This window comes from Nocardia nepalensis, assembly GCF_048910785.1.
GTDB classification, from domain to species: Bacteria; Actinomycetota; Actinomycetes; order Mycobacteriales; family Mycobacteriaceae; genus Nocardia; species Nocardia nepalensis.
The window spans coordinates 190087-216650 of the sequence record NZ_JBKBET010000037.1 but is presented as its reverse complement, the minus strand read 5'-3'; the positions used below and the strand labels follow the sequence as shown (position 1 = coordinate 216650).

At 66.0% G+C, this 26564-nt stretch carries 23 protein-coding genes; 14 read left to right on the top strand and 9 right to left on the bottom strand.

Annotated features, from left to right (window positions below; all coding sequences use genetic code 11):
- From ehuA to ACHQ4I_RS32610, 4 genes are all read left to right on the top strand, one after another.
- A complete protein-coding gene (gene ehuA / locus ACHQ4I_RS32625) occupies window positions 1–765 on the top strand; it encodes an ectoine/hydroxyectoine ABC transporter ATP-binding protein EhuA (RefSeq protein ID WP_420776070.1) in 765 nt (254 codons plus the stop codon).
- Window positions 766–790: 25 nt separating this feature from the next.
- Window positions 791–1528, top strand: a complete 738-nt coding sequence (locus tag ACHQ4I_RS32620) for a glutamine amidotransferase (protein ID WP_420775724.1) — start codon at window positions 791–793, stop codon at window positions 1526–1528.
- A gap of 511 nt (window positions 1529–2039) precedes the next feature.
- Complete coding sequence (locus ACHQ4I_RS32615; protein WP_420775723.1) at window positions 2040–3302, top strand: cytochrome P450 family protein; 1263 nt, start codon at window positions 2040–2042, stop codon at window positions 3300–3302.
- Window positions 3303–3312: 10 nt separating this feature from the next.
- Window positions 3313–4533, top strand: a complete 1221-nt coding sequence (locus tag ACHQ4I_RS32610; RefSeq protein ID WP_420775722.1) for a cytochrome P450 family protein — start codon at window positions 3313–3315, stop codon at window positions 4531–4533.
- 69 nt (window positions 4534–4602) lie between these two features.
- Here the strand turns inward: ACHQ4I_RS32610 and ACHQ4I_RS32605 are convergent, their stop codons facing one another.
- The 5 genes from ACHQ4I_RS32605 to ACHQ4I_RS32585 all read right to left on the bottom strand — a co-directional run bounded on the left by ACHQ4I_RS32605 (window position 4603) and on the right by ACHQ4I_RS32585 (window position 11047).
- Window positions 4603–5589, bottom strand: coding sequence for a potassium channel family protein (locus ACHQ4I_RS32605; RefSeq protein WP_420775721.1), 987 nt, complete (start codon window positions 5587–5589; stop codon window positions 4603–4605).
- Between the two features lie 57 nt (window positions 5590–5646).
- Window positions 5647–6444: a hypothetical protein gene (locus tag ACHQ4I_RS32600; protein WP_420775720.1), complete on the bottom strand. Its 798-nt coding sequence runs from the start codon at window positions 6442–6444 to the stop codon at window positions 5647–5649.
- Between the two features lie 472 nt (window positions 6445–6916).
- On the bottom strand, window positions 6917–8596 hold the full coding sequence (glpD, locus tag ACHQ4I_RS32595; protein ID WP_420775719.1) for a glycerol-3-phosphate dehydrogenase: 1680 nt from the start codon (window positions 8594–8596) through the stop codon (window positions 6917–6919).
- A gap of 76 nt (window positions 8597–8672) precedes the next feature.
- Window positions 8673–10193 (bottom strand): glycerol kinase GlpK, encoded by a 1521-nt coding sequence (gene glpK, locus ACHQ4I_RS32590; protein ID WP_420775718.1) that lies wholly within the window; start codon window positions 10191–10193, stop codon window positions 8673–8675.
- A 38-nt stretch (window positions 10194–10231) separates the two neighbouring features.
- Entirely contained in the window at window positions 10232–11047 is an 816-nt protein-coding gene (locus ACHQ4I_RS32585) for an MIP/aquaporin family protein (protein ID WP_420775717.1), read from the bottom strand.
- 257 nt (window positions 11048–11304) lie between these two features.
- On the opposite strand from ACHQ4I_RS32585, the gene ACHQ4I_RS32580 reads away from it, so the two are divergent.
- The 5 genes from ACHQ4I_RS32580 to ACHQ4I_RS32560 all read left to right on the top strand — a co-directional run bounded on the left by ACHQ4I_RS32580 (window position 11305) and on the right by ACHQ4I_RS32560 (window position 16695).
- Window positions 11305–12069: an IclR family transcriptional regulator gene (locus ACHQ4I_RS32580; protein WP_420775716.1), complete on the top strand. Its 765-nt coding sequence runs from the start codon at window positions 11305–11307 to the stop codon at window positions 12067–12069.
- Window positions 12070–12172: 103 nt separating this feature from the next.
- Window positions 12173–13693, top strand: coding sequence for a glycerol kinase GlpK (gene glpK / locus ACHQ4I_RS32575; RefSeq protein ID WP_420775715.1), 1521 nt, complete (start codon window positions 12173–12175; stop codon window positions 13691–13693).
- Window positions 13694–13754: 61 nt separating this feature from the next.
- Entirely contained in the window at window positions 13755–14429 is a 675-nt protein-coding gene (locus ACHQ4I_RS32570; RefSeq protein WP_420775714.1) for a hypothetical protein, read from the top strand.
- Window positions 14430–14478: 49 nt separating this feature from the next.
- Window positions 14479–15369: a DUF5995 family protein gene (locus ACHQ4I_RS32565; RefSeq protein ID WP_420775713.1), complete on the top strand. Its 891-nt coding sequence runs from the start codon at window positions 14479–14481 to the stop codon at window positions 15367–15369.
- Between the two features lie 48 nt (window positions 15370–15417).
- The gene (locus ACHQ4I_RS32560) at window positions 15418–16695 is read left to right on the top strand and encodes a vWA domain-containing protein (RefSeq protein ID WP_420775712.1); all 1278 of its coding nucleotides are present in this window, start codon (window positions 15418–15420) and stop codon (window positions 16693–16695) included.
- A gap of 46 nt (window positions 16696–16741) precedes the next feature.
- Here ACHQ4I_RS32560 and ACHQ4I_RS32555 read toward each other — a convergent pair whose 3' ends face one another.
- Entirely contained in the window at window positions 16742–17017 is a 276-nt protein-coding gene (locus ACHQ4I_RS32555) for a hypothetical protein (protein ID WP_420775711.1), read from the bottom strand.
- Between the two features lie 278 nt (window positions 17018–17295).
- Between ACHQ4I_RS32555 and ACHQ4I_RS32550 the strand changes: the two genes are divergently transcribed.
- Genes ACHQ4I_RS32550 through ACHQ4I_RS32540 form a run of 3 tightly spaced genes read left to right on the top strand, consistent with a single transcriptional unit; the run spans window position 17296 to window position 20866 of the window.
- Complete coding sequence (locus ACHQ4I_RS32550; RefSeq protein WP_420775710.1) at window positions 17296–18699, top strand: DUF1254 domain-containing protein; 1404 nt, start codon at window positions 17296–17298, stop codon at window positions 18697–18699.
- A gap of 12 nt (window positions 18700–18711) precedes the next feature.
- The gene (locus ACHQ4I_RS32545; RefSeq protein WP_420775709.1) at window positions 18712–20130 is read left to right on the top strand and encodes a DUF1254 domain-containing protein; all 1419 of its coding nucleotides are present in this window, start codon (window positions 18712–18714) and stop codon (window positions 20128–20130) included.
- 13 nt (window positions 20131–20143) lie between these two features.
- Entirely contained in the window at window positions 20144–20866 is a 723-nt protein-coding gene (locus ACHQ4I_RS32540) for a serine hydrolase (RefSeq protein ID WP_420775708.1), read from the top strand.
- Here ACHQ4I_RS32540 and ACHQ4I_RS32535 read toward each other — a convergent pair whose 3' ends face one another.
- Window positions 20867–21310: a globin domain-containing protein gene (locus ACHQ4I_RS32535; protein WP_420775707.1), complete on the bottom strand. Its 444-nt coding sequence runs from the start codon at window positions 21308–21310 to the stop codon at window positions 20867–20869.
- Window positions 21311–21581: 271 nt separating this feature from the next.
- Between ACHQ4I_RS32535 and ACHQ4I_RS32530 the strand changes: the two genes are divergently transcribed.
- Window positions 21582–22811, top strand: coding sequence for a cytochrome P450 (locus tag ACHQ4I_RS32530; RefSeq protein ID WP_420776069.1), 1230 nt, complete (start codon window positions 21582–21584; stop codon window positions 22809–22811).
- A gap of 8 nt (window positions 22812–22819) precedes the next feature.
- Window positions 22820–23545 (top strand): TetR/AcrR family transcriptional regulator, encoded by a 726-nt coding sequence (locus ACHQ4I_RS32525; RefSeq protein WP_420775706.1) that lies wholly within the window; start codon window positions 22820–22822, stop codon window positions 23543–23545.
- Here ACHQ4I_RS32525 and ACHQ4I_RS32520 read toward each other — a convergent pair.
- Both ACHQ4I_RS32520 and ACHQ4I_RS32515 read right to left on the bottom strand, forming a co-directional pair.
- Window positions 23535–24296, bottom strand: a complete 762-nt coding sequence (locus ACHQ4I_RS32520) for an SDR family oxidoreductase (protein ID WP_420775705.1) — start codon at window positions 24294–24296, stop codon at window positions 23535–23537. The genes ACHQ4I_RS32525 and ACHQ4I_RS32520 overlap by 11 nt on opposite strands.
- A 151-nt stretch (window positions 24297–24447) precedes the next feature.
- Complete coding sequence (locus tag ACHQ4I_RS32515) at window positions 24448–26250, bottom strand: TerD family protein (protein WP_420775704.1); 1803 nt, start codon at window positions 26248–26250, stop codon at window positions 24448–24450.
- Window positions 26251–26564: the final 314 nt, after the last annotated feature.

The window sequence follows — 26564 nt, the reverse complement described above, 5'->3', positions numbered from 1 at the left end:
ATGATCCGGTTCACCGGTGTGGAGAAGCGCTACGGCGCTACGGTGTGCCTGGACAAACTCGATTTCTCCGTTGCGCCAGGCGAATTCGTCACCCTGATCGGGCCGTCCGGCTCGGGCAAGACGACAATTCTGCGCCTGCTGATGGCGCTCGAGCGGATAGACGGGGGCACCATCGAGGTCGGCGGCGAGTTCCTGAGCCACCAGCAGCGCGGTGACAAACTGGTGCCCGCCGGTACGGCGCATCTGCGCCGGATGCGCCGAAAGATCGGCATGGTATTCCAGCAGTTCAACCTGTTCCCGAATATGACCGTGCTGCGCAATGTCACCGAAGGCCCGATCCGCGGCCTGGGCCACTCGAAGGACGCCGCCGAGGAGCGGGCGCGGAAGTTACTCGAACTGGTCGGGCTCACCGACAAAATCGACGCCCGCCCCGCGCACCTGTCCGGCGGCCAGCAGCAGCGGGTCGCCATCGCCAGGGCATTGGCCATGGAACCGGAAGTGCTCCTGCTCGACGAGGTGACCTCGGCGCTCGACCCGGAGTTGGTGACCGGAGTACTGCATCTGCTGGCGGATATCGCGGCCGATACCGAGATCACCTTCCTCTGCGTTACCCACGAAATGCGGTTCGCTCGCCGGGTTTCCGATCGCGTCATGATGTTCGACGCCGGTCGAGTGCTCGAGGACGGTGACCCGGAGAAGATCTTCACCGATCCCCAGCAGGACCGGACCCGCGAATTCTTACAGGCGGTGTTGGATGAAAACTGACTCCCGATCTTCCACAATCTGATGCATGACCAAGCCGTGTCTTGTCCTGCAATTGCGACCCGAGCGAGCCGCCGCGGACGACGAATACCGCGCCATCCTGCGCATCGCCGATCTCGACGCCGGTGACACGGTGCGCGTGCTGATGGATGAGGAATTCCCCGACCTCGACCTCGACGATTTCTCGGCGGTCATCGTCGGCGGCGGGCCGAGCAATGTCAGCAGCCCCGAGGCCGCGAAATACGGTTACCAGAGGAGATTCGAACCCAAGCTGAAAAAGCTGATGACCGAGATCGTCGGCCGGGATTTCCCGTATCTGGGCGCCTGCTACGGATTGGGCATCCTGGCCGATGTGCTCGGCGGCCCGGTGAGCGACCAGCAATACAGTGAGCCGGTCGGCGCGCAGACCATTGAGGTGACCGAGTTCGGTAGCGTGGATCCGCTGCTGAGGGGTATTCCGCAGCCGTTCCGAGCGTTCGTCGGACATAAAGAAGCCTGCCAGGAAGTGCCACCCGGTGCGGTGCTGCTGGCCGGATCGGCCGATTGCCCGGTGCAGATGATTCGCGTCGGGCAGCATGTGTACGCCACTCAATTCCATCCCGAGTTGGACAGTGATGGACTCGAGCTGCGCATCGAAGTCTATCGACACGCAGGCTATTTCCAACCGCATGAGGCCGAAGATCTGATCGAGCTCGGTCATCGGGAATCGGTCACCGCCCCGGGCGAAATACTGAGCCGTTTCATCGACCGCTACTGCCGCGCCTGACCCCACCACGTCCGCACCCGCACGCCCGCATCCGGCCGCAGGGCCGTCGACGGTAGTCGAATGGTGGTTCGGTAGGGCCCGGACAGCCACCATATGCCCCCTCGATGTGCCAGGGATGTGGTGTGAGCGGCTCGATGTGACGATAGCTGTTCGGCATGTCTGCCGGTTGCGGTGGATTCGCGGATGACGCGGGGCGGTTGGTGACGGATCGGCAGAGACTTCTTGGTGATGCTGATAACGTTGGCGGGTCGTCGAGTTCTGGGCGGCTGGTAGGGCGTCCGGTGATTGCGTATCGAAATCGCCTGTCCTGCAGAGGCTGTGAGGCGACTCCAGTGACCTGCGGTTGCCCGGCCAGGGTTCGGATCTCGGCGCGGACCCATGGGCCGGGGTCACTTATGGTCGGCGTCGCAAGGAGGGCTGAACTGAGTGCTGTGGCCGCAGGCTGTGTTATCGCCGCAGTGCTTTCATTGATCCTGGCCCCCTTCCTGATTCAACGTCTGGAGTCGAGTCTTTGACCACGCCACAGTCTGTCCACACCACCGCGACCGGAGTCTGCCCAGTTCTGCACGGCTCACCCCTGGACTCCGCCGAACCCCGAGTGTTGTTGCATACTCCGGAGTTCGCGGCCGACCCGCATCGGGCCTACCGGGATGCGCGCAGCCAGTACGGTTCGTTGGTTCCGATGGAGTTGGCGCCGGGGGTGCCCGCCACCCTGGTGGTCGGATATCAGACCGCGCTGCGAATCCTCAACGATCCGGAGCACTTTCCGGCCGATCCGCGGACCTGGGAACAGACGATTCCCGACGACTCACCCGTCAAGCCGATGATGATGTGGTACCCGAACGCACTGCGCAATGCCGGTGCGGCGCATGCCCGTTATCGGCAGGCATACACCGGCAGCATCGACGGAATCGACCTGCACGCACTGCATTCGACGGTCGAGAAGATCGCCATACCGGTGATCAATACCTTCTGCGAGGCCGGTTCGGTCGACCTGGTCACCCAATACGCGCTGCCGGTCGTCTTCGAGGTGCTCAACCAGATGGTCGGCTGCTCAGCGGAACTGGGTCAGCGGGTCGCGACCGGTATGGCGATGCTCTTCGATACCGTCGAGGCCGCCGCGGGTATGGCGATGCTCAGCGAGGCCTTGATGGAACTGGTGCAGCTGCGGCGGGCCGAGCCCGGCGACGACGTCACCTCGCGGATGGCGCACCACCCGTCCAAGCTCGACGATACCGAAATGCTATGCCAGCTGATCAGTTTCTACGGCGCGGGCATCGAACCGATGCAGAACCTGATCACCAACACGCTGCTGCTGATGCTCACCGACGACCGGTTCGGCGGCGAAATGCTCGGCGGCAGCCTATCGACCCGCGACGCGCTCGACGAGGTGCTGTTCAACGACCCGCCGATGGCGAACTTCAGCATCACCTACCCGCGCCAGCCGATCCTGATCGACAACACCTGGCTGCCCGCCCATCAGCCGGTCGTCGTCAGCCTTTCGGGGTGCAATAACGATCCGGCGATCCGCGGCGGAGATCGCACCGGCAACCGCTCACATCTGGCGTGGGGCGCGGGCCCGCACGCCTGTCCCGCCAAATCCGTTGCCTACCTGGTGGTGCAGGACGCCATCGATCAGCTGCTCGACGCGCTCCCCGAGATGGAGTTGGCCGTGCCCATGGACGAATTGGACTGGCGGCCCGGCCCGTTCCACCGGGCCCTGGCGGCGCTGCCGGTCCGCTTCCCCAAGTCCCCTCCGTTGCCAGTGTTCTAAGGAGATAACGATGGAGCATGAACCAATAGTCCTGGACCTGACCGGCGCCGATATCCAAGGCGAGAACGAGCGGATTCGGGAGCGCGGGCCGGTCGCGCTGGTCGCATTGCCCGGCGGCGTGCCCGCGTGGTCGGTGACCGACGCCGCCGTGCTCAAGAGTCTGCTTGCCGACCCGCGCGTGTCGAAAGACGCTCGGCAGCACTGGACTTCGTTCATCAATGGTGAGATCACCCAGGAGTGGCCGCTACATCCGTGGGTCGCGGTGGACAATATGTTCACCGCGTACGGCAGCGACCACCGACGCCTGCGCAGGCTGGTCTCGCCCGCATTCACCCACCGTCGCACCACGGCGTTGCGTCCGCGCATCGAGGCGATCACCGCGGGCCTGCTGGACGCGCTCGCGGCCACCCCGAAGGGCGAATCAGCGGACCTGCGTGAGGGATACGCCTACCCGGTGCCGATCGAGATCATCACCGAGATGATGGGCGTGCCGGAACATCTGGGCCCCGGCATGCGCAAGTGCGTCGACGGCTTCTTCGACACCTCGTTCGGACCCGAGGAAGCACAGGCCAACTACCTCGAGATGTACCGTCTGGTCAGCGAACTCGTGGCCTACCGGCGCGAGACGCCCGGCGACGACGTCACCAGCGTGCTCATCGCCACCCGCGACGAGGAGGACGGCTCGCGCCTGAGCGAGAAGGAACTCGTCGACACGCTGATGCTGGTCATCAATGCCGGGCACGAGACCACGGTCAATTTGCTCGACCAGGCGCTGTTCGCACTGCTCACCCATCCGCAGCAGCGCGCCGATCTGGTCGAGGGCCGAGTGCCCTGGTCGGATCTGGTGGAGGAGACGTTGCGCTATGAGGCGCCGGTCGCGCATCTGCCGCTGCGTTACGCGGTCGACGATATCGAGATCGGCGAGATCCGAATCGCCAAGGGCGAGGCCATCCTCGCCTCGTATGCCGCCGCGGGTCGCGACCCGAAACTGCACGGCGTCACCGCCGGCGCCTTCGACGTGCACCGGGCCGATAAGGAACACCTGTCCTTCGGTCACGGCGCGCACCACTGCATCGGCGCACCGCTCGCCCGCCTAGAGGCGACCATCGCCCTCCCGGCCATCTTCGAGCGCTTCCCGAACCTGCGCTTGGCCGTAGACCCGTCCGAATTGGCCCCGGTCGGCAGCTTCATCTCCAACGGACACCGCGTGCTGCCGGTCTTCCTGGACTAGTTCGACCCCGACGTGGAGTGCCGCTCATCGGCACTCCACCTGGTCGGGTGCGCCCGCTGTGCCCTGGGCTCAGCTGCCGCCGAGCTCGCGGACCGCGTCGAGCTGGGCGGGGGTGCCGAGGACGATCAGAATCGTCTGGGCCATGAGCTTGGTTTCGCCGGTGGGGTTTGCGATGAATTGGCCGGTTGACGTTCGGATGGCCAGTACGAGTGCGCCGGTCGTCTGGCGCAATGCCGTGTCCTTCAGGGAACGGCCTACCAAAGAAGAGTCGGGGACGATCTCGACTTCCTCGATCCGGTAGTCGAGTGTCTCGTCGTGCATGACGACATCGAGGAATTCGGCCACGTTGGGTTGCAGGGCGAACGCGGCCATCCGGCGGCCCCCGATCAGTTGCGGGTTCACGGCCCGATTCGCCCCGGCCCGAAGCAGTTTCGACTTCGAACTCTCGGTGCGCGCACGGGCGATGATGACCAGATCCTGTCGCAGCGCCCGGCTCGACAAGGTCACGTAGACGTTGTCGGCGTCGCTGTCGAGCGCCGCGATCAGGGCTCGAGCGCGGTCGATTCCGGCAGCCTCGAGAGTGCTGTCGTCGGTGACATCGCCGAGCACATTCGGGTATTCGAGATCCTGCAGGCGTGCGGCATCGCGATCGACGATCAGGATCTGTTTACCGAGTCCACTGAGGTATTGCACGCACGAGCGGCCGACCCGGCCCCAGCCGCACACGATGATGTGACCGGACATCCGGTCGATCCGGCGGTCCATGCGTCGCCTCTCCATATGTTGGCGTAAGTGCCCCTCGATGAGCGCCTCGAGCACGACACCGAACAGATACAGCGCAGTGCCCGCACCGACGAGGATCAGGACCATCGTGAACACTTGGCCTACCGCGTTGAACGGGTGGACCTCGCGAAAGCCGACGGTCGTTATCGTGGTCACTGTCTGATAGAGCGCATCCAGCAACCCGAATCCGAGAACGGCATAGCCGACGGTTCCGGCCAGCACGATCAGCGCGAACGCCAGCAGCGCTCGGCTGATACGTCGTAACGGGCTCACGCGAGGATTGTCCACCCGCGGCAACGGTCATACCCGGCAATTGCCGCGCAACGTGCGCTATGAAGTTATCGGCTGCTCCTCGGCCGGTATCGGGGAGACGGCGCCGGCGATGGCTCCGACGGCCGCGCCGATGGCGGCGCCGATCGCGGCGCACGGGGCGGCGATCACCGCGTAGCCGATGGCCGCGCCGATAACGGGGACGACCACCAGGCCCGCCGGGGCGAATACGAGTCCCGCGAGGAGACCCGAGACCGCGCCGACGACGGCACTGGTGGCGGCGAGTGGGGTCGACGCCGTGGCGCCCACCGCCGCGCCGACGAGCGCGTCACCGACGACATCACTGGCGATCTGGTTGGAACGAGCGCGTTCGACACCCACCGACTGCAGGGCCTGGGACAGCGCGGCTTCGGTGCCCGCGGACGCGTCGTTGATCTGGGCGGCCTGGTCGGGCGCCAGCCAGTCCGGGCGATCGACCTGGAGATTGCCGACGCGGACGCGGTTGTCGGGAGTGGCGGTGACGAGCGTGAGGTCCAACTGCTGCGGGTCTCGGCTCGGCTGTGCCGCGTCCGTGCCGTCAGGCGCCGCGAAGTGCGGATCGGCCACGGATGCAATGGCGTTGCGCAGCGGCAAGGGTGCGAATGCGGCGGGGTCGTCGGCCGGAGCCGATGGATCGGCGACGAGCGCAGGTCCGTATGGAGTCTGCGAGAGCGTCGGTGTGGCGAGTGGCTGCGGACCGGCGGTCGCTGGTGCGCTGCTGATCAGGGCGACGGACAGGGGAACCGCGCTCGCCAGAACGAGTGCTGCTGCACGCCGACATATGGGACGAACCGGAGCTGCGGGCGGATATGTGCCCATGGATTACCTCATTCCGAACGTCGATGATTACTTACCTACATTCGGAACAGTCCGCCTTTCGGATGAATATGTATTTCCGCCAGTGCGGGCGGCGGCGCGGCTCCAGAGGCTGGGCCAGCCGCCGGAGGGGAGCCAGGCAGTTGGAACGAGTGCCCCGGGTCATCAGTCCGCTGGACAGCTGAGTCCAATTCCGGCACCGCGCCCGTGCATTTTTGTCACCCTGCGGCGCGATACCGAGCCCGGGACAACTGGGCCAAGCGCAGGTTATGGCAAAGCCTTTCGACATCGGCTCGGGCATCTGCGCGGCCGTGCCGACGGCGACTCCCGGTCCGCCGGTGATGGACGAGGCGACGATCTCGATATCGGGCTGACCTAACAGATGCCGAGCAATGGGAACCGAAGCCAGCGCAGTGGGGCTGAGACGACTCGGCCCCGTGCGGCGACTACCGCACAGGGCCGGTGTCGGCTCGGATCAGGCGACGGCGACCAAGCGCGCCGCGTTGGCCGACTCGTCGTCGGCGGCCTTGTTCGCGGCCAGCTCCGCCTCCACTCGCTCGCGGTAGCGGGTGACTTCGCGGTCCGTGGTTGCGGCGTCCCAGCCGAGTCGGGCGCCGATTAGGAAGGCCACAGCCGGTGCGGCGGTCAGACCGCGGTCCGCGGTTTCGATCGAGATGCGGGTGCGGCGGGTCAGGACGTCGTCGAGATGCAGTGCGCCCTCATGGGTTACCGCGTAGACGACCTCGGCGCCGAGGTACTTGTCGGCGCCCGGGAGCGGTGCGGCCAGCTCCGGTTCGGCGGCGATCAGGTCGAACAGCTCGGAGACGCCCGAACCGTAGCGGCCGAGCAGATGCTCGACGGTCGCGACAGGCAGGCCCGCGCGCTGCGCGACGCTGTCCACATCGGCGGCCAGTTCCTGATAGCCGACGGCGCCGAGCAGCGGCAGGTGTTCGGTCACCGACGGGGCGGCGGCGCGGCCGAGGCCCTTGACGGCGGCGTCGACCACATCGGCGGCCATCACCCGGTAGGTGGTGTACTTGCCGCCCGCGATCACGAGCAGACCCGGAACCGGTTCCGCGACAGCGTGTTCCCGCGACAGCGTCGCGGTATCGCTGGACGCGCCCGACAGCAGCGGGCGCAGACCCGCGTAGGTGCCGACAATGTCGTTGCGGGTCAACGGCTCTCGCAGCACCGCATTCATATGGTCGAGGATGTACTGCACATCGGCGTCGCTGGCGACCGGATGGTTCTTGTCCAGCGCCCAGTCGGTATCGGTGGTGCCGATGATCCAGTGCCGGGCCCACGGGATGACGAACAGCACACTCTTCTCGGTGCGCATGATCAGACCGGTATCCAGGTCGAGGCGTTCGCGCGGTACCAGAATGTGCACGCCCTTCGACATGCGCACGTGGAATGGGAATTCCACGCCGGTCATCTTGTTCATCTCGTCGGTCCACACGCCGGTCGCGCTGATCACCCGGCGGGCGCGCACGGTGTATTCGCGGCCGGTCTCCAGATCGGTGACGTGCGCGCCGATGACCCGCTCACCGTCGCGCAGCAGCCCGGTGACCTTGGTGCGGGTGAGCACCGTCGCGCCGTGCTGGGCGGCGGTGCGGGCGATGGTCATGGTGTGGCGGGCGTCGTCGACCTGGGCGTCGAAGTAGCGGATCGCGCCGATCATCGCATCGTCGCGCAGTGCGGGCACCAATTCCATTGCGCGCGTGTGGGACAGGTGTCGGTGCATCGGCAGCGCCCTGGCTCCGCCGATGGTGTCGTACAGTGCGACGCCCGCGCCGATGTAGGCGCGCTCCCACACCCGGTGCTGCAGCGGCAGCAGGAACGACACCGGGCGCACCAAATGCGGGGCGAGTCGGTGCAGCAGCAGGCCGCGTTCCTTCAAAGCCTCACGCACCAGCCAGAAGTCGAGCTGTTCCAGGTAGCGCAGGCCGCCGTGGATGAGCTTGCTCGAACGGCTCGACGTGCCCGCCGCGAAATCCCTGGCCTCGACCAGGGTGACGGTCAGGCCGCGGGCGGCGGCATCGAGGGCGGCACCGGCGCCGACCACGCCGCCGCCGATGACGAGAACATCTATTTCATTGTCGCCCAATGCGTTCAATGCATTGGCGCGGTAGTTCGGGTCCAGACGTGCGGACACGATATGTCTCCTTGATTCGGTGCTACGAAGTCTTCGAGATTCGGGACCAGCGATTGCTTGCCGTCGCTCGAAAGGGTCAGTCGTCGACGTCGATCCAGTCGAGCGTGCGCGAGACCGCCTTTTTCCAACGGGCGTAACCGCGTTCGCGCTGCTCTTCGGTCGAGGTGGGCGTCCAGCGCTTGTCCTCGTGCCAGTTCTGTACGAGTTCGTCGGTGTCGCTCCAGAATCCGACGGCGAGACCGGCCGCGTAGGCGGCGCCGAGCGCGGTGGTCTCGGCTACCACCGGCCGTGAGACCGGCACATCGAGGAAGTCGGCCTGCAACTGCATGCACAGTTCGTTGGCGGTGACGCCCCCGTCCACGCGCAGAGTGTCCAGGCGCACACCGGAATCGGCCTCCATCGCCTCGACGACATCGCGGGTCTGGTAGCAGATCGACTCCAGCGTGGCCCGCGCGAGATGGGCATTGGTGCTGTAGCGGGACAGGCCGACGATGACCCCGCGCGCATCCGAACGCCAATACGGTGCGAACAGCCCGGAGAACGCGGGCACGAAGTACACCCCGCCGTTGTCCTCGGCCTGCCTGGCCAGCGATTCGCTCTGTGCCGCACCGGAAATCACGCCGAGCTGATCGCGCAGCCACTGCACGGCCGAGCCGGTGACCGCGATCGAACCCTCGAGTGCGTACACCGGCTTCTCGTCACCGAGCTGGTAGGCGACGGTGGTGAGCAGTCCGTGCTGCGAGCGCACGATATCGGTTCCGGTGTTCAGCAGCAGGAAGTTTCCGGTGCCGTAGGTGTTCTTGGCCTCGCCCGGACGGAAACACACTTGACCGACGGTGGCCGCCTGCTGATCGCCGAGCACACCGGCCAGGGGCACCTCGCCGCCGAACGGGCCGTCGGCGCGGGTCTTGCCGAACAGTTCCGGATTCGATGACGGTGCGATGGTCGGCAGCATCGCGCGCGGAATTCCGAACAGGGACAACAGTTCTTCGTCCCAGTCGCAGGTTTCCAGATCCATCAGCATGGTGCGGCTGGCATTGGTCGGATCGGTGACGTGCACGCCGCCGTCGATGCCGCCGGTGAGATTCCACAGCAGCCAGGTGTCGGTGGTGCCGAAGATCGCCTCGCCCGTTTCGGCGTCGGCGGCGACGCCGGGAACGTTGTCCAGGATCCAGCGCAGCTTGCCGCCGGAGAAGTAGGTGGCGGGCGGCAAGCCGGCCTTGCGGCGGATGATTTCGCCATGGCCCGCGCGTTCCAGCTCGGCGGCGATCTTATCGGTCCTGGTGTCCTGCCAGACGATGGCATTGCAGTACGGGCGCCCGGTCCGGCGATTCCAGACCACGGTGGTTTCGCGCTGGTTGGTGACACCGACCGCGGCCAGATCGCTCGCGACGAGATTCGCCTTGTTGAGGGTGGATTGGATGACCGATCGGGTGCGCTCCCAGATCTCGGTCGGGTTGTGCTCCACCCAGCCCGCGCGCGGCAGGATCTGCTCGTGCTCCAGCTGGTGGCGGGCGATCTCGTTGCCGCCGTGATCGAACACCATGAAGCGCGTGCTCGTTGTGCCCTGATCGATGGCGCCGACGTACTGGCTCATCGTTGTCCTTTCGGAAAAATGAACTAGGAGAAGGAGATTCAGAACAGGAATTGCGCGGCGAGCCCGGCGAGCGCGCCGCCCGCCAGCGGACCGAGTACGGGCACCCAGGCGTAGGACCAGTCGGAGTTCTTGCGACGGGGCTCAATTGGACGTTCGGGCAGGGGTTCGGCATATCCCACACCAGCCACGGCCGGGACTCGCGCGGACCGCGCCGGCGCGGCTTTGGTGACCGGCAGCAGTGCGTGCGCGATGCGCGGCCCGAGGTCGCGGGCCGGGTTGATGGCGTAGCCGGTCGGGCCGCCGAGCGAGGCGCCGATGCCGACGACCAGCAGTGCCGCGGCGACCGGGCCCAACCCGGTCGGCGTGTGGCCGAACGCCAGGACCACCAGAACCAGGACGAAGGTGCCGATCGCCTCGGTGGCGAAGTTCCACCGCAGTGCCCGGATCGCGGGCCCGGTGGCGAAGACCGCCAGCTTCTTGTCCGCATCGGTCTCGGCGTCGAAGTGCCGCTTATAGGTCAGATAGGCCAGATTCGCGCCGAGGAAGGCGCCGACCGTCTGTCCGCCGAGATAGGCGATGGTGTTGACCGCCGAGATATCGACACCGGGCGCGTACTCTTGCGCACCGCTGAACAGAATGCCGATGGTGACCGCGGGATTGAGGTGGCCGCCCGTTTTATAAGCGGCATACACCCCGGCCATGACGCCGAGACCCCATCCCATATTGATCAACAACCAGCCGCCGTCGAATCCCTTGGACTTGGTCAGCAACACATTCGCGACCACGCCGACACCGAGCAGCACCAGGATCCCTGTGCCGAGTGCCTCGCTTACGAATATCGAACCGAAGTTCACCGTTGAACCTCCATCTGCAAAAGCCTGCCGCGGTCGCGGCTGCTAGGCAGACGTTACGACCGGCTTGCCGAACCGGACATAGCTCGCGTTCGACAATGCCGAACGGGTGCGGTGGCCATCGCTGTGCGCCGTCACTACTGTCCAGCGACCATGGAGGTCACTATGGCGCAGGTCACATCACGTAGCGAGTGCGTTGCTCGACGGTCCCTGCGTGTTCGACATTGTCGAATCAAAAGCTTCCGGATAGGTTTCCGCTTATGCCCGGCCCGATCCAATCGATCGAACGAGCGGCGGCCGTTCTTCAGCTGCTCGCTCGGGGTTCCGGCCGTCTCGGGGTCGGTGAGATCGCGGGCGCGCTCGGGCTGGCAAAGCCGACCGCGCACGGCATCCTGCGCACGTTGCAGGGTGTCGGATTCGTCGAACAGGACCAGGTCAGCGGCAAGTACCAGCTCGGGGCGGCGGTGTTGCATCTCGGGACCAGCTATCTCGACAACAACGAACTGCGCTCGCGGGCGATCAACTGGGCCGATGCCCTGGCCGCGCGCACGGGTGAGTCGGTGCGGATCGGGGTCGCGGCGGAGGGCAGCGTGGTGGTCGTGCACCATGTCTTCCGCCCGGACAATACCGAGCAGGCGCTCGAGGTCGGCGAACTGCTGCCGCCGCACGCGACCGCGCTCGGCAAGGTGCTGCTCGCCTATGACGCCGAGCTGGTCGCCGCGGTCCGCGCCGGTGAGCTGGCGCCGCTCACTCGGCGCACGATCGTTGATCGGGCGGCGCTCACGCGGGCGCTGGCCGCGGTTCGGCAGGCCGGATGGGCCGGGGAAACCGGAGAATTCCGGTCCGGCATCGCGGGTATCGCGGTGCCGATCCGTGCGCATGGCGGACTCGTGGTCGGCGCCATCGGGATCAGCGGCACGATCGACCGGCTCTGCGATCCGCAACTGCGGCATCGGCCGGCGCTGGTCGCTCAGGTGCGCGACGCCGCGTACGCGGTATCGCGGGATCTCGGTGCCGGGCACTGAGTTTCGCACTCCGTAGCGACTGCTTGCAGGTCGCTCGAAGCGATCAGCTCGATCCGAATCACGCTCCACCGAACCGAATTTCACCTCCGACAGGAAGCAGCCGATGTCGCAACGCTATGTGCTGGCGATCGACCAGGGCACCACCTCCACCAGGTGCATCCTGTTCGATCAGCGCGCCCGCCTGGCCGGTGTCGCCCAGCGCGAACACCAGCAGCACTACCCGCGCCCCGGCTGGGTCGAACAGGATGCGATGGAGATCTGGCGCAATGTCGAGCGGATCGTCCCGCAGGCGCTGCGGGAGTCCGGGATTTCCGCCGAACAGGTGGCGGCCCTCGGCATTGCCAACCAGCGTGAGACGACGGTGGTGTGGGATCGGCGCACGGGTGTGCCGATCCGGCGCGCGATCGTCTGGCAGGACGTGCGCACCGATGACCTGGTGCGCGAATTCGAAAGCAAGCCGGGTGCGGAACGGATCCGCGAATTGTGCGGCCTGCCGCTGGCGGGCTATTTCGCCGCGCCGCGGCTGCGCTGGCTGCTGGATACCATTCCGGGACTGCGTGATCGGGCCGAACGCGGCGAAGTGCTGTTCGGCACCATGGAGACCTGGCTGATCTGGAATCTGACCGGCGGTGCGGACGGCGGCGTGCATCGCACCGATGTCACCAATGCCAGCCGCACGCTGTTGATGAACCTCAGCACCCTCGCCTGGGATCGGGAACTGTTGGAGTTCTTCGGAATTCCCGCCGCGATGCTGCCGAGCATCCAGCCGTCGACCGCGTCCTACGGGACGACCAGCCGCGTGGTGCCCGGCATCCGGATCGCGGCGGCGCTCGGCGACCAGCACGCCGCGCTGTTCGGCCAAACCTGTTTCGCCCGTGGGGAAACCAAATGCACCTACGGCACGGGCGGCTTCCTCATGATGAACACCGGGCGTGAGCTGGTGCAGTCCTCACACGGTCTGCTCACCACGATCGGCTATCAGATCGAGCCCGAACCGGTGTACGCGCTGGAGGGGCCGATCGCGGTCGCTGGATCGCTGGTGCAGTGGGTGCGCGACAATATCGGTCTCGTGTCGAGCGCGCCCGAAATCGAAACCCTCGCCCGCACAGTCGAAGACAACGGCGGCTGCTATATCGTGCCCGCCTTCTCCGGCCTGTACGCACCGCATTGGCGCAGCGACGCAAGGGGTCTCATCATCGGTCTGACCTCCTACATCAACAAGGGCCACCTCGCCCGCGCCGTGCTGGAGGCGACCGCCTGGCAGACCCGCGAAGTCGTCGACGCCATGAACGCCGACTCCGGCCTGCAAGCCCGCACGCTGCGCGTCGACGGCGGCATGACCTCCGACAACCTGCTCATGCAGATAGTCGCCGACGTCCTCGACATCCCCGTCATGCGACCTTTCGTGGCCGAAACCGTCTCCCTCGGAGCCGCCTACGCCGCCGGACTCGCCGTAGGCTACTGGCCCGACCTGGAAGGTCTGCGCAGCAATTGGCGCCTCGCGGGCCAATGGGTCCCGCAAATGGACCCGCGCCACCGCGAGGACGAATACGACAACTGGCAGCGCGCGGTAGCGCTGACCTTCGGCTGGTCCCGGTCGAAGCGCGATCCACGCCCGCGCTGAAGTGCGGTCGCGATAGTGTGTGGTGATCTTGCGGGGCTCGTCGATATCGGAGAGGATCCAGATGATCGTGTCGCGCGTTGCGGGCGTTGTTGTCGCCTTTCTTATCGGTACCGTTCTGGTCGGGGGACCGGCGCAGTCCGCGCCGACCGCCTGTGCGGTGGGGAATCCGTTGCAGGCCACCGCGGAGCTGTTCGCGACCGATAACACCGCGACCATTACCGATCCGGATGATCCGCGGTTGCGGAATCGGCTGGAGGTGTTCGAGCTTCAGGTCGATGGGATCGCGCTGGTGAATGTCGGTCTGCCGGTGGGTTCCACATTGGTGAGCGGCGTTTTCTGGTCCGATGAGCGGCAGCAGGCGACCTACGAGCGGTCCCGCGAGTTCCACTTCGCCTGCGTCGATGCCGCCGATCTGCATCGCATCGGCGATCAGGTTCGCACTCGATTCCAGCAGGAGTCGGTGCTGACCTTCCGACCCCTGCTGAGCACCGCGCCGGAAGTCGACGCCTTCACCGTCGAGGTCGCGGGCGTCGATGTGCGCCGATTCCGTGACGCCCTCGTCGCCGATCAGCAGGCGCGCGAGCACCTTGTCGGCGGGTCCGTCACCGAATCCGGCAGTCTCATCCTGGTCGCGGATATCGCCGATATCGGCCTGACCCAGCGCTTCATCACTGCCCTGGGCGGCACCTGGAATGCCGCCACCGTCCGATACGGCGATCGCGAGTTCGTCGGGTAGCCCGGGGCGGCACCCGGCGGAAACCTGAATCGGGCTTTAGACTTCGGCGGTGCGGATTCCCTTGCGAACGGCCGTCTTCGGGCTGATCAGTGCGGTGCTCGTGGTGTCGGTCGGGATGAGTCCCGCGGCGGTCGCGCAGGTTGATCCAGCGGTCTGTGGCACGCCGCTGTCCTCGGATGAGATGGACGCCATCGCGCGGCTCTCCGATACCGGTACGCTGGCCGGAGATGCGTTGCAGCGGTTGGAGATCGCGGTGCGGCGCCATCATGAGATCACCGAAATACTGGTCGCGCACCGGGATCGGCGTGGGCTGTTCCCGCTCGGGCTCGACGGTGTCGAGCAGGTGGCCGTAATGCCGTTGCAGCGTGATCCCGGTGCGTTTCTCGATCGGGAGTACGCGCATGCGATCAGCCTGGAACTGCTCGGTCGGTTCCTGAACAATGTGCACGCGGCCTTCACCGGCGCACCCGTCGAGCCACATTGGGCGCGGTATTTCGAACTGGCCAGCCGGTGTGAGGTATCGCCGGCCCGCGTCGCCATGGCGGGTTACAACGCCCATCTGACCGTCGATCTCGCGTATTCGGTGGCGACCGTTGGGAGTAGGCCGCAGAACGCGCCCGACTACTTCAAGATCGTCGATGCCATCGCGGCCTCCGGGCAGGTGATCATCGATCGCACCAAGGAGATCTACAACGGGGATCTCGGTCCGCTGTGGCGGTTCTATTTCGTCGGCGAGGGACTGGACCTGCTGCTCGGCGCGGGTGTCGCGACCGGTCCGCTATTGCGGGCAGCGGATCTCGGATACAACGTGGTCATCTACGGAAACGGGCTGGCGCTAGAGGATCCCGGACTGCACGATGCGACGGCGGCGGAGGTCCGGCTGCTCAGCGATTCCGTCGAAGTCGCATTGGATGTGCTGACGCTGCTCAGAGGTCTGTGAGGCGGCCTAGTCTGGACGGGTCTGGTCCGGGCACGGCAAGGAGTCTCAGTGGGCACATCACTCGTCAAGGGACAGAACGGCCCGCTGGCGGTGCCGAATGTCGTTGTCTGCGTGCGATCTGCGGCCGCGGTCGATGTTTCGGCGTTATTGGTGAACCAAGCAGGCCGGGTGCGCACCGACGCCGACTTCGTATTCTTCAATCAGCCGAATGCCCCCGGTGTCGAATTGCGGCCCGGAACGCCTGCGTCGCTGGCCATTTCCGCGGCCGCGATACCGGCGGAGATCGCTCAGATCCGGGTGGTCATCACCCTTGACGATGCCAGAGCAACTTTCGGGCAATTCGCCCCGCCCGTCGTGACGGTGGCCGACGGATCCGGAAATTCGCTGTACGAGTACGTGATCAACGGTCTCCGCAGCGAGTCGGTCGTCATCGCATTGGAACTCTATCGACGCAATTCCGAGTGGAAGGTCCGTGCGGTCGGTCAGGGCTATGCGGGTGGATTCGCCGCGCTGGTCACCGACCACGGGGTCAGCGTCGACGAAGAGCCCGCGGCTGCCGGATCCGCGCCTGCGATGCCCAGCGCAGCGGCGGTGCCCGAAGTCCGCACCGTCCCTGGCGAGGCCAGGCTCTCCTTCGAGAAGCGCGCCCAACTCGACCTGCGCAAACGCGAAGTCGCCAAGGTCCTGATCACCAAGAGCGCCTTCGGAATTCGGGCCCGTGTGATCCTGGTCATCGACAAGACCCTCAGCATGAGCAGGCAATACAGCAACCAGGTCGTGCACCGCGTCGTGCAGCGGATGATCCCGGTGGCGACCCAACTCGACGAGGACGGCACCCTGGAGGCCTACCTCTACGCATTGTCCTTTGCCAAACTCCCCGACATCACCGTCGAGCACGGCGACGCTTGGGCGCAGACCTTCCTGCACCTCACCGGCACGCACGCGGGCATCGACTACGCCAGAATCGGTGGCCGCAATGACGAATTGCCGATCATGCGCGACATCATGGCCTCGCTGCGCCCCGGCGACACACCGACCCTGGTGCTGTTCTTCACCGACGGTGGCTTCGCCAAGAAGCGCGAAATCGCCGCACTCATGCGCGACGCGTCCCGCCTGCCCGCGTTCTGGCAGTTCGTCGGCCTCGGTAGGGCCAACTACGGCCTGCTGCGCACCCTCGACGAAATGCCGGATCGGGTAGTCGATAACGCGGGCTTCTTCGCCCTCGACGACATCGACCAGGTGGACGACGCGCAGCTCTATGCGCGCCTGCTCGGCGAGTTCCCGGACTGGCTCCGGGCCGCAACACGAGCGGGCATCCTGCGCTGAATCGTCGGCGAATCGAAAGAAGCCGAGCGCAACCGCCGCCGCGACCTCAGCCGATGACGGCGTTCATGATGGTGCCCGCGCTGGTGGCGACGACGCCGCCGATCATGGCTCCGGCCACCATCTTCGGGGATTCCAGGCCGCCGCCGGTCCACTTCTCCCAGGCGAAGCGGCCACCGGCGTAGATGATGGCGCAGATGCCCGCGAGCAGCACGAACCAGGTCAGATAGCGGACCAATTGCAGGAACTTATCGGACACCGGCGGAGCCTCGGGGGTGGGGTTGCCGATCTGCGCCCAAGTGTCGTAAACGGCGGCCAGGATCATTCGGATTGCTCATTCTGGATGCGGGACAAGGGAGTAATTCGCTCACCGAGGATGGTATCGGGTTCTCCGCGACCGCGCAGTCACTCACTTGCGACCTTGCCAGACCGCACGACGACGGGATCATGGAGCGGGCGTGATCATGAATTCGATTCTCGGCACCGGCTGACCCGCGGCACGGCACTTCACCGCCGCTTGCCCGATTTACGGCAAATCTGTGGCTATACTCCGGCTGATCTCTCGAAGTTGTCCGACCTGATCGGGAAGTTAGGGAGAACGCCATGAGTGAGGTGTCGCGGCGATCTATGCTGCTGGCCGGTGCCGCTACAGGCGCGGGCCTGGTCGCGTGCGGCAAATCGACGGAGTCCGGCGGTGCGGCGAGTTCCAGCAGTGTGCCGCCGGGCGATTCGCGTTCGGTCGCGATCGACGCCTATGTCTTCGGCTATCCATTGGTGCTGATGGATGTCACGCTGCAGGCGAATATCGCGGGCCTGCCCGCCAATCGGATCGGCGCCTTCGGCCCGGTCGATCCCAGGATGACCGCGGTGGTCATGCCGAATGTCGACACCCTCTACGCCACGGGCTGGCTCGATCTGCGAGACGAACCGGTGGTGCTGCAGGTTCCGGAAATGGAGGGCGGCCGGTACTGGGTCATGCAGATCATGGACGCCTGGACCAATACCACCCACGATCCGAGCAGCGTCGCACCGCAGGTGAAGGACGGACACACCGGGCCGTACAGCTACGTGATCACCGGCCCCAATTGGTCGGACACGTTGCCGGATAACCTGACTCAACTGGCGATGCCCACCGCGACCGCGTGGTTGATCGGCCGCATCGAACAGCGCGATCAGGCCGATCTCGCCGCCGCCGAGGGATTGCAGCGTCAGGTGCTGATGGCGCCGCTGAGCGCCTGGCTGCGCGGTGAACGACCGACCCCGCTGATCAATCCGGACACTGCCGCCCCGATCGCGCCGCCGCAACAGGTCGCGCGGATGGATGGACGCACCTTCTTCGAGCGGCTATGCGCGCTGATGCTCATCAATCCGCCCGCTGCCGCCGACGCCCCAGCACTGCAGCGGTTTTCGACGATCGGCATTCGACCCGGCGGCACGGTGTACGGTGCGCCGGCCGCGGATCTCGACGCCGCGGTTGCGGCGGGCCAAATGCAGATTCCGGACTTCGCCAATCCCAAGGCCAGGCACGAGAACGGATGGGACTTCGCCACCAACCTCGGCTCATATGGCACCGATTACCGGTTGCGCGCCTCCACCGCGTGGACCGCGCTCGGCGCGAATCTGCCCAGAGATGCCGTCTATCCCGAGATCAGCGCGAATGCGGGGGAGCAGGGCGCGCCGCGCCGGTACCGGCTGTATTTCCCGGCCGGGCAGACACCGCCCGCGCGAGCCTTCTGGTCGCTGACCGCCTATACCGCGCAGCGCTTCCTGGTGCCGAATAGCGCGGGCATCTACTCGGTCGGCCACCAGCGTCCCGTCGTACCGCTGCCGGACGGTGCGCTGGAACTCGCCATCCAGGCCGAGGATCCGGGAGGTGAGGTGCCGTATGGCAATTGGCTGCCGATTCCGGAATCAGGGACGTTTCGGCTCGCGCTGCGCCTCTATGTTCCAGAGGACCGCGCGCTCGATGGCAGCTGGCAACCGCCGAGTTTGACCCGAGTCGGATGAGCGGGGAGATCCATGGATAACCACGGTGCCATCCTTACCCCGTCGCCGGTCTCGCGTCGGACGGTCCTCGGGTTCGCCGCCGGTATCGGACTTGCCGCCTGCGGGAAGTCCTCGGACAGGTCCGAGTCGACCTCGTCCACGTCCGGCGATATCGAGGCCATCGCCAAGGACGCCTACATCTTCGGCTATCCGCTGGTGTTGATGGACGCCACTCGGGTTGCGGCGGAAGCGATTGCACCGGTCAATACCTTCCAGCACGCCACCGCGCTGCCGACACCGGAGCGCCGCGATATCCTGCGACTGAACCGGGACACCCTGTATTCGACGGCGTGGCTGGATGTTTCGGCTGAGCCGATCGTATTGCAGGTGCCCGCGATCGATCCCGGTCGCTTCTGGCTGATGCAGGTAGTCGATGCCTGGACGAATACCGTGCACGACCCGAGTAGTGTGCGGCCGCAGGTGAACTCGGGTCGCCCGCCCTTCACCTATCTGGTCACCGGTCCGAAGTGGTCGGGCATGGTGCCCGATGCCATGATCGAGTTGTCGATGCCGACACCGACTGTGTGGTTGTTCGGGCGGATCGAGGTCAACGGACCCGATGACATCGCCGCCGTCACGGCGCTACAGCAACAGCTGAAGCTGGTGCCGCTCAGCGCATGGGCCACGAGCAAGGACACGCCGTCGCCGTTCATCAAGACCCCGCCGGGTCCCATGGCCTTCCCGCCGCCGAAGCAGGTACACGATATGGACGCGGCGACCTTCTTCAACCGAATGTGCACGGTCATGGCGGTGAATCCGCCACGTTCCGAGGATGAACCGGCGATGAAGCGCTTCGCCGCCATCGGCATTCGGCCGGGCGGCAGCGTCCACGGCATCTCCAACGATCAGCTGACCGCGGCGGCCGATGCGGCGAAGAAGGAGATTCCGGCCTACACCGCGACCGTGGTGAACGAGAACGGATGGCGCCTCGATCCAGGGGTCGGCACCTACCGCACCGACTACCTGCTGCGGGCCAATACCGCGTGGGGCGGCTTGGGGACCAACCTGCCGCGGGACGCGATCTACCCGACCATGTTCGGCAAGGCCGACCGCAATGGCGCGCCCACCAAGTTTCGGCTGCACTTCCCACCGGGACAACTCCCACCGGTCGATGCGTTCTGGTCACTGACCGCCTACGACGCCGACGGCTACCTGGTACCGAATGCGGCGAATATCTACGCGATCGGACATCAGGTTCCGGTGGTGCCCAATCCGGATGGTTCGGTCGATCTCGCCGTGCAGTATGAGAATCCGGGTGCCAGCGTGCCCGCGGGCAACTGGCTGCCCATTCCGGCGGCGGGCCAGTTCTCGCTCATCATGCGGCTCTACGCGCCGAAAGATGTCGCCATCAGCCAGCATTGGCAGCCGCCCGTGCTGACGGTTGTGGCGTAGGCGGCGAGACGCCATGGGCCGCTTGGCTTTTCCGATATCCCTCGCCGCTGTGGCGGTGCTGGTGTTCGCCGCGCCCGCCGCCGCCGATGCGGGTGCCGACGAGTCATGGGGCGTGCCTTCGCGTACCGCGTTCTCATTCCGTTCGACGATCCCCGGTGTCGGGTGGGGGACCGCGAACGAATACGAGACGCGCACGGGATTGTCGCTGGTCAAGCTCTACATCGTCGAATACGCGCTGCGCCACGGCGATGGATCCGCGGCGGATCTGGCGTTGGCGGAGCGGATGATCCGCTACTCCGACGACTCCGCGGCCGATGTGCTGGGGGCCAAGTATCCGCAGGCGATCGACGCCATCGCCGCCGAGTACGGCCTGACCGGCACCAAAGCGGGTCCGGCCTGGGGTATGTCGTACACCAGCACCGCCGACGTGGCCAGCTTCCTGGCGGCCGAACAGCGCACCGATCCCGGCTCGCCGATCTTCGAATGGATGGCCGCGGCGGGCGCGCAGGCGGCCGATGGAACCGCCCAGGATTGGGGGACCGCGCGACTGCCAGGGGTGCAGGGCACCAAATGGGGTTGGTCCGATAGCGGGCCGCTCGAGGTGGCCTCGGCGTCGTTCGGGCCGGGCTTCGCCGTCGCGGCGCACACCCGCGGCACGCCCGAGGATCAATCGGCCGATGTCGACGCGGCCCTGCCGCGGTTCCTGCTGGGTGTGGTCCTGCGCGCGATCCTGTAATCAGTCGTCGCCGTCCCAGTTCCAGCGCGGCACGGCGCGGATCGGGTGCAGTTCTTCGTCGGACTTTGCGCGCGAATTCTGCTGTGCCACATGCGCACCGAATACCGCGTGTTCGCGCACCGCATCGCGGAAGGCCGGATCGTCCAGCAGGCCCGCCTCTTCGAATGCTTCCAGATACAGCTGGGCGAAGCGCTCGCGCTGTTCATCGGTGATCTCGAGGCCGCGGTGCACCGCGATGATGTAGTCGAAGCCGAGGTTGCGGGTGAAACGGTCGGGCCCGCCGAAGGATTCGGCGGTGAACCAGGTGAGATGGTCGACGTGGGTCGGGCGACGCTCGGTGAATTGGGTTTTCAGCACCGGATCGGCCAGCACCTTGTCATAGAAGGCTGCTTCGACGCGATGCAGTGCCTCGTCGCCACCGGCGTGCTCGTACAGGCTGGGCATGGGAGACCTCCGAACAGGGATCTGTTGAGTCCCATTACAGGCCGGCGCGCGGGGCCGCGTCCAGAGTTTCGCGATAAGCGATCGCAAGAGAATTATAGCTGATTGCTATATTCGCTCGGCGTAAAGGGTGGCTACCGCGATTCAGTTAACATGTTTTACTAAACACTGTTCACGGACCTCAGTTGTGTGGTTTCATCGCCTCACGAACGTGTTCCCCACAACGTTGTGAGGTCTGCAGCCCATGTCAGACCGGTAGGAGATAGCCGTGACCGTGACCACGCCAGCGATTCCCGCAGGATTCGACTTCACCGACCCCGATCTGCTCGCCACCCGCCTGCCCATCCAGGAATTCGCCGAGCTGCGCAAGACCGCGCCGGTCTGGTGGTGCGCCCAATCCGGGCGGGCCAGCGGCTTCGACGACGGCGGCTACTGGGTCGTGTCCAAGCTCGACCACATCAAGGAGATCTCGAAGAATCCGGAGGTGTTCTCCTCGCACGAGAACACCGCGATCATCCGGTTCAACGAGGAGACCACCCGCGAGCAGATCGACATGCTCGGCAATATGCTGATGCTGAACCAGGATCCGCCGCAGCACACCAAGACCCGCCGGATCATCTCCAAGGGCTTCACCCCGCGCGCGGTGGAGAGCCTGCGCGCCGCGCTCACCGAACGCGCGGCCCGAATCGTGCACGAGGCCAAGCAGACCGGCCGCGGCGACTTCGTCGAGCAGGTCGCCTGCGAACTGCCGCTGCAGGCCATCGCGGAGCTCATCGGCGTCCCGCAGGACGACCGCAAGAAGCTGTTCGACTGGACCAACCAGATGATCTCCTACGACGATCCGGAATTCGACGGCAACCACCACGCCGCGACCGCCGAGGTCATGGGCTACGCCTGGAATATGGCCGAGGAGCGGCGCAAATGCCCGGCCGACGACATCGTCACCCAGCTGATCAACGCCGATATCAACGGCGAGAATCTGGGTTCGGACGAATTCGCGTTCTTCGTGATCCTGCTGTCGGTGGCGGGCAACGAGACCACCCGCAACTCGATCACCCACGGTATGAAGGCCTTCGTCGACAATCCGGAGCAGTGGGAGCTCTACAAGCAGCAGCGTCCGCGCACAGCGCCCGACGAGATCGTGCGCTGGGCCACCCCGGTGACCGCCTTCCAGCGCACCGCCACCCAGGACACCGAAATCGGCGGTCAGGAGATCAAGAAGGGGCAGCGGGTCGGCCTGTTCTACAGCTCGGCCAATTTCGACGAGGACGGTTTCGAGGATCCGTTCACCTTCAATGTGCTGCGCAACCCCAACCCGCACGTCGGCTTCGGCGGCACCGGCACGCACTACTGCGTCGGGGCCAACCTGGCCCGGCTGCAGATCGATCTGATGTTCAACGCCATCGCCGATGTCATGCCGAACCTGCGTCAGGTCGCCGATCCGGTGCGGCTGCGCTCGGGTTGGCTGAACGGCATCAAGCGCTGGGAAGTCGAATACGCTTGAATCTCCATATGAACAGCTCCAAGCCGCGGGGGCGGGCTCCGGTGGTATCCGATGCGGATATCCGCCGGGTGGCCCGAGCGCTGCTGGTCGAACACGGTCCGGACGCGGTCACGCTGCGGGCCATCGCGCGCGAGCTCGGCATCACCGCGCCCGCGCTGTACCGGTACTACAACTCCCGCGAGGACCTGCTGGAGAGCCTGCGCCTGGAGTTCTGCGCGGACCTCGCCGCCGAGCTGTCCGAGCAGATCGCCACGCTGCCCGATGACGGTGCGGTGCAGTTCTTCGCCATTTGCAAGGGTTTCCGGCGCTGGGCGCTGGCGCATACCAGGGAATTCACCCTGGTGTTCGCCTCGCCGGGCGAAGCCCAGCGACGGATGGCCCGCCGGTTCGACGAACCGTTCGGGCGGATCTTCCTGGCCGCCGGCGGTCGGCTGCTGGCCACCTATGACGTCGTGACGCCGCCGACCGATGTGATTCCGGAGGAACTGCGCGAAGATCTCGTGCTGTTCCAAACCGAGCTGCTGGCAGCGCTTTCGGAGTCGGGCCAGAAGTTTCCCGCCGAAAAGCTCGACCTCGGCGTGACGTATCTGATGATCCAGATCTGGGCCCGGCTCTATGGGCACGTCACGCTCGAGGTTTTCGGGAATTATCCGATCTCGCTGTCGAATCCGGAGATTCTGTTCGACGCGATGCTCGCGGATCTGGGGCGGACCGCCGGATTCATCAGCGAGTGAGCCGGGAAAGCCATTCGGCGTAGCCGATGCCGATCGCCTCGCCGTGTCCGTCCACGCAGAGCGCGCCGGAACGCAGCGCCCGTCCGGCTCGGCCCGGGATGGGTACCGGCAGCGGAAACAGCTTGCGGCCGGTGTGCTTTCGGTAGATATCCACCAGTTCGGTCAGGGTGTGCACGGACGGTCCGGCGATATCGGAGATGCGTCCGGCCGGTCCGTTGTCCACCGCGTCGGCCAGCCGGGTCGCGACGGCGGTCACGTCGATCGGCTGCACCTTCGCCGAGGAGCGCAGGCCGATCCGCCATCGTGCTGGCATGGCGAGGATTTCGTTGACGAGTTCGTGGAATTGGGTGGCGCGCAACAGCGTCCAGGGGATCTCGCCGGTGGTGACCACGTGTTCCTGATCGACCTTCGCGCGGTAGTAGGCGAAGGGGACGAGATCGCAACCGACGATCGAGATTTCGACGTGATGGCCGACGCCTGCCTGCTTTTCGGCCTCCAGCAGCCGACGCACGCCGTCCACCATGACCGATCGGGTCCGGCGTCTGGCGCTCACCGCGTCGACGACGGTGTCGCAGCCGTCCAATGCCGATTCCAGTCCGGATCCGGTGGCGAGGTCCGCGGCGCGATGCTCCACCGTCTGATCTGCCGGAGCGGTTCGGCTCACCACCCGAACCTGATGTCCGCGTGCGCTCAGCTCGCGTACCACAGCGGCTCCCAGCACCCCGGTCCCGCCGATTACCGCAACCCGCATGATCCACTCCTTCCAAACGGCCCTGTTCGGTATGTCGCACGCTACGGCGGCGCGCAACGCGGCTCAACGTGCTTCATCGCATATGCCTGGTTCGCCACATCGGTGTTCCGGTACCCCGCTGCGTACGGTATCGGACATCCGACCGGATGCGTCAGATCCGCGCACCTTTGGCGCGGTTGCAGGCGCGGCACAGGATCTGCAGATTGGTCGCGCTGGTCGCGCCGCCGCGGCTGAGCGGGATGATGTGGTCGAATTCGAGGTAGTGGCTGTCGCCGCATTCGACGCATTTGCCGCCGTCACGCTGCCACACCTCGGCCTTGACCTCCTGGGGGATGCTGCGGGTGTCGCGCTGGCCCGGGGTCAGGATCAGGCGTTTGGCGACCCGCAGCGCGCCTTCCAGGGCGGCCGCGACGTAATCCGGATCGTCGACGTCGAAGGTGGCGCCGCCGCGCGCCGAGGTTGCCGCGATGACCACCGTTCGCTGCTCGACGTGCACCGAAACCACACGGTTCCAAGGCAATTCGGTGCCGGTATCGGTGCCGACGAAGCGCAGCTTCTTATTGCTGGCGATCAGCCTGCCGTCGGTGAGTTTCGGCCCCCTGGCCAGCTGGCGGACGTGCACCGCGGGCAGATCCAGATGCACCTTCTCCTCCGGATCCAGATGCAGGCCGGGCGTGCGGACGACCGGTAGGTCCCCGCCACGCAACCGCGACAGCGTGCGGCCGCGATGCATCCGCCTGCGCAGATCCTCGATCAGCGGCCCACTGAGCGCCAACTCCGCGATCGCGTACTCGAACGCATCGAACTCCGCCTGCTCGATCTCCCCATCCGCGAATGCGAAGGCGACCAACCGCTCCACATAACTGAGCGCCACGTCCCGCAATGCCGCCCGCCCCAAGTCTTCCGCGATCCGCTGATACCGCAACGATGCCCACAGCGCGTCCCACTCCGCGCCGCGCGGCCCGGCCGCGGTGAGCGCCCGCCAGGCCTGGGTATGCCAGTGCGTCAGGAATTCCTCGATCTCACGCTCGCAGTCTTGACACGGCGCGAGTCCCCCGAACAGCTTGCGGCGTAGGAGATTTCCGCACCGCTCGCAGCTGCGCGGACCAGGCTGCGGTCGCATACGCGTGGCACTCGTCCATTCCACGCCCTCCCACCAGCGCATGCGCGTAGGGTCTTCGGGATCCGAATGCCAGTCCGCGCGTTCGGGATTCGGTGGTGCCGGCACCGGCGGTTCGACCTCGTGCCGCTGCCGCTGCAGGTCGACCGGCCGGCCCGGTCGTGATCGGGCGGTGGGGTCGAGTTCCAGCGAATATGCCATGTCGGCCGATCCGGCAAGTGCCGTGCTGGTCGAGCCCGCAGTCGAGACACGTTGCCGCGCTGGGGAAGTGGTGATCCGGTCAGTGGGATCGGGGTGAGCGGCGTGCGAATGATCAGATGTCGGTTCTGCGGGGTCGTCTACGGTGATGCCGAATTCGGTGACGAGGCCGGCGAGTCCACTCGCCCAACCCTGACCGATGGCGCGAAATCGCCACTGACCGTCGCGGCGGTAGAACTCGCCGAACATCATGGCGGCTACCGCATCGGAGTCGGCGATTTCGAACTGAGCGATCGGCCCGTGGGCGGCCTCGATGGTGAGGGTCAAATCCGCGATATCGCCGAAGGTTCCCTCGTCGAGCGATCCGGCGACGACGATCCGCGCCACATCAGATTCGGTGCGCGGCAGCGAGACGCTGAGTCGCGCGGTACCCGGCGCGGGCTGCTGATCGAGCGTCACCGCCTGCGACATATGTCGGGGTGCGTTGAAGAACACCAGATCCCGATCGGTGCGCACCGTCCCCGCCTGCGCCAGCAGCAGCGCATGCGCATCCACCGCATGCGCCGACCGCCATGAAATAACCACGGCAAGAAGGGAAGTCGGTACCGGCGCATTGGCCCCTTTGCTCAGTTTCATCGTGCTGGAACTATGCCACGAAGGTCCGACACGCCGAATTCGCCGGGCCCCTGGTTCGGCGATGCGAGCGAATGCACGACTCGATAGCGCCGGCAGGTCGCGTCCCTAGCGAGTAGCGCCCGCAGTCGTGTCGATCCGGCGTCCTGTCGAGTCGTGCTCTCCCCATGAAGCCGAGGTAAGGGATCGGCTTGCGACTCAGCGCGCAGAGGCGTGGACGTGGCCTGTGCGCGGTTGGACAGTGAGTCGGGCACGATCTGAGCCCGCCGGGCTGTGTGGCATCACGTCGGTCGCTGTTACCCGCGATGTACGCGGCG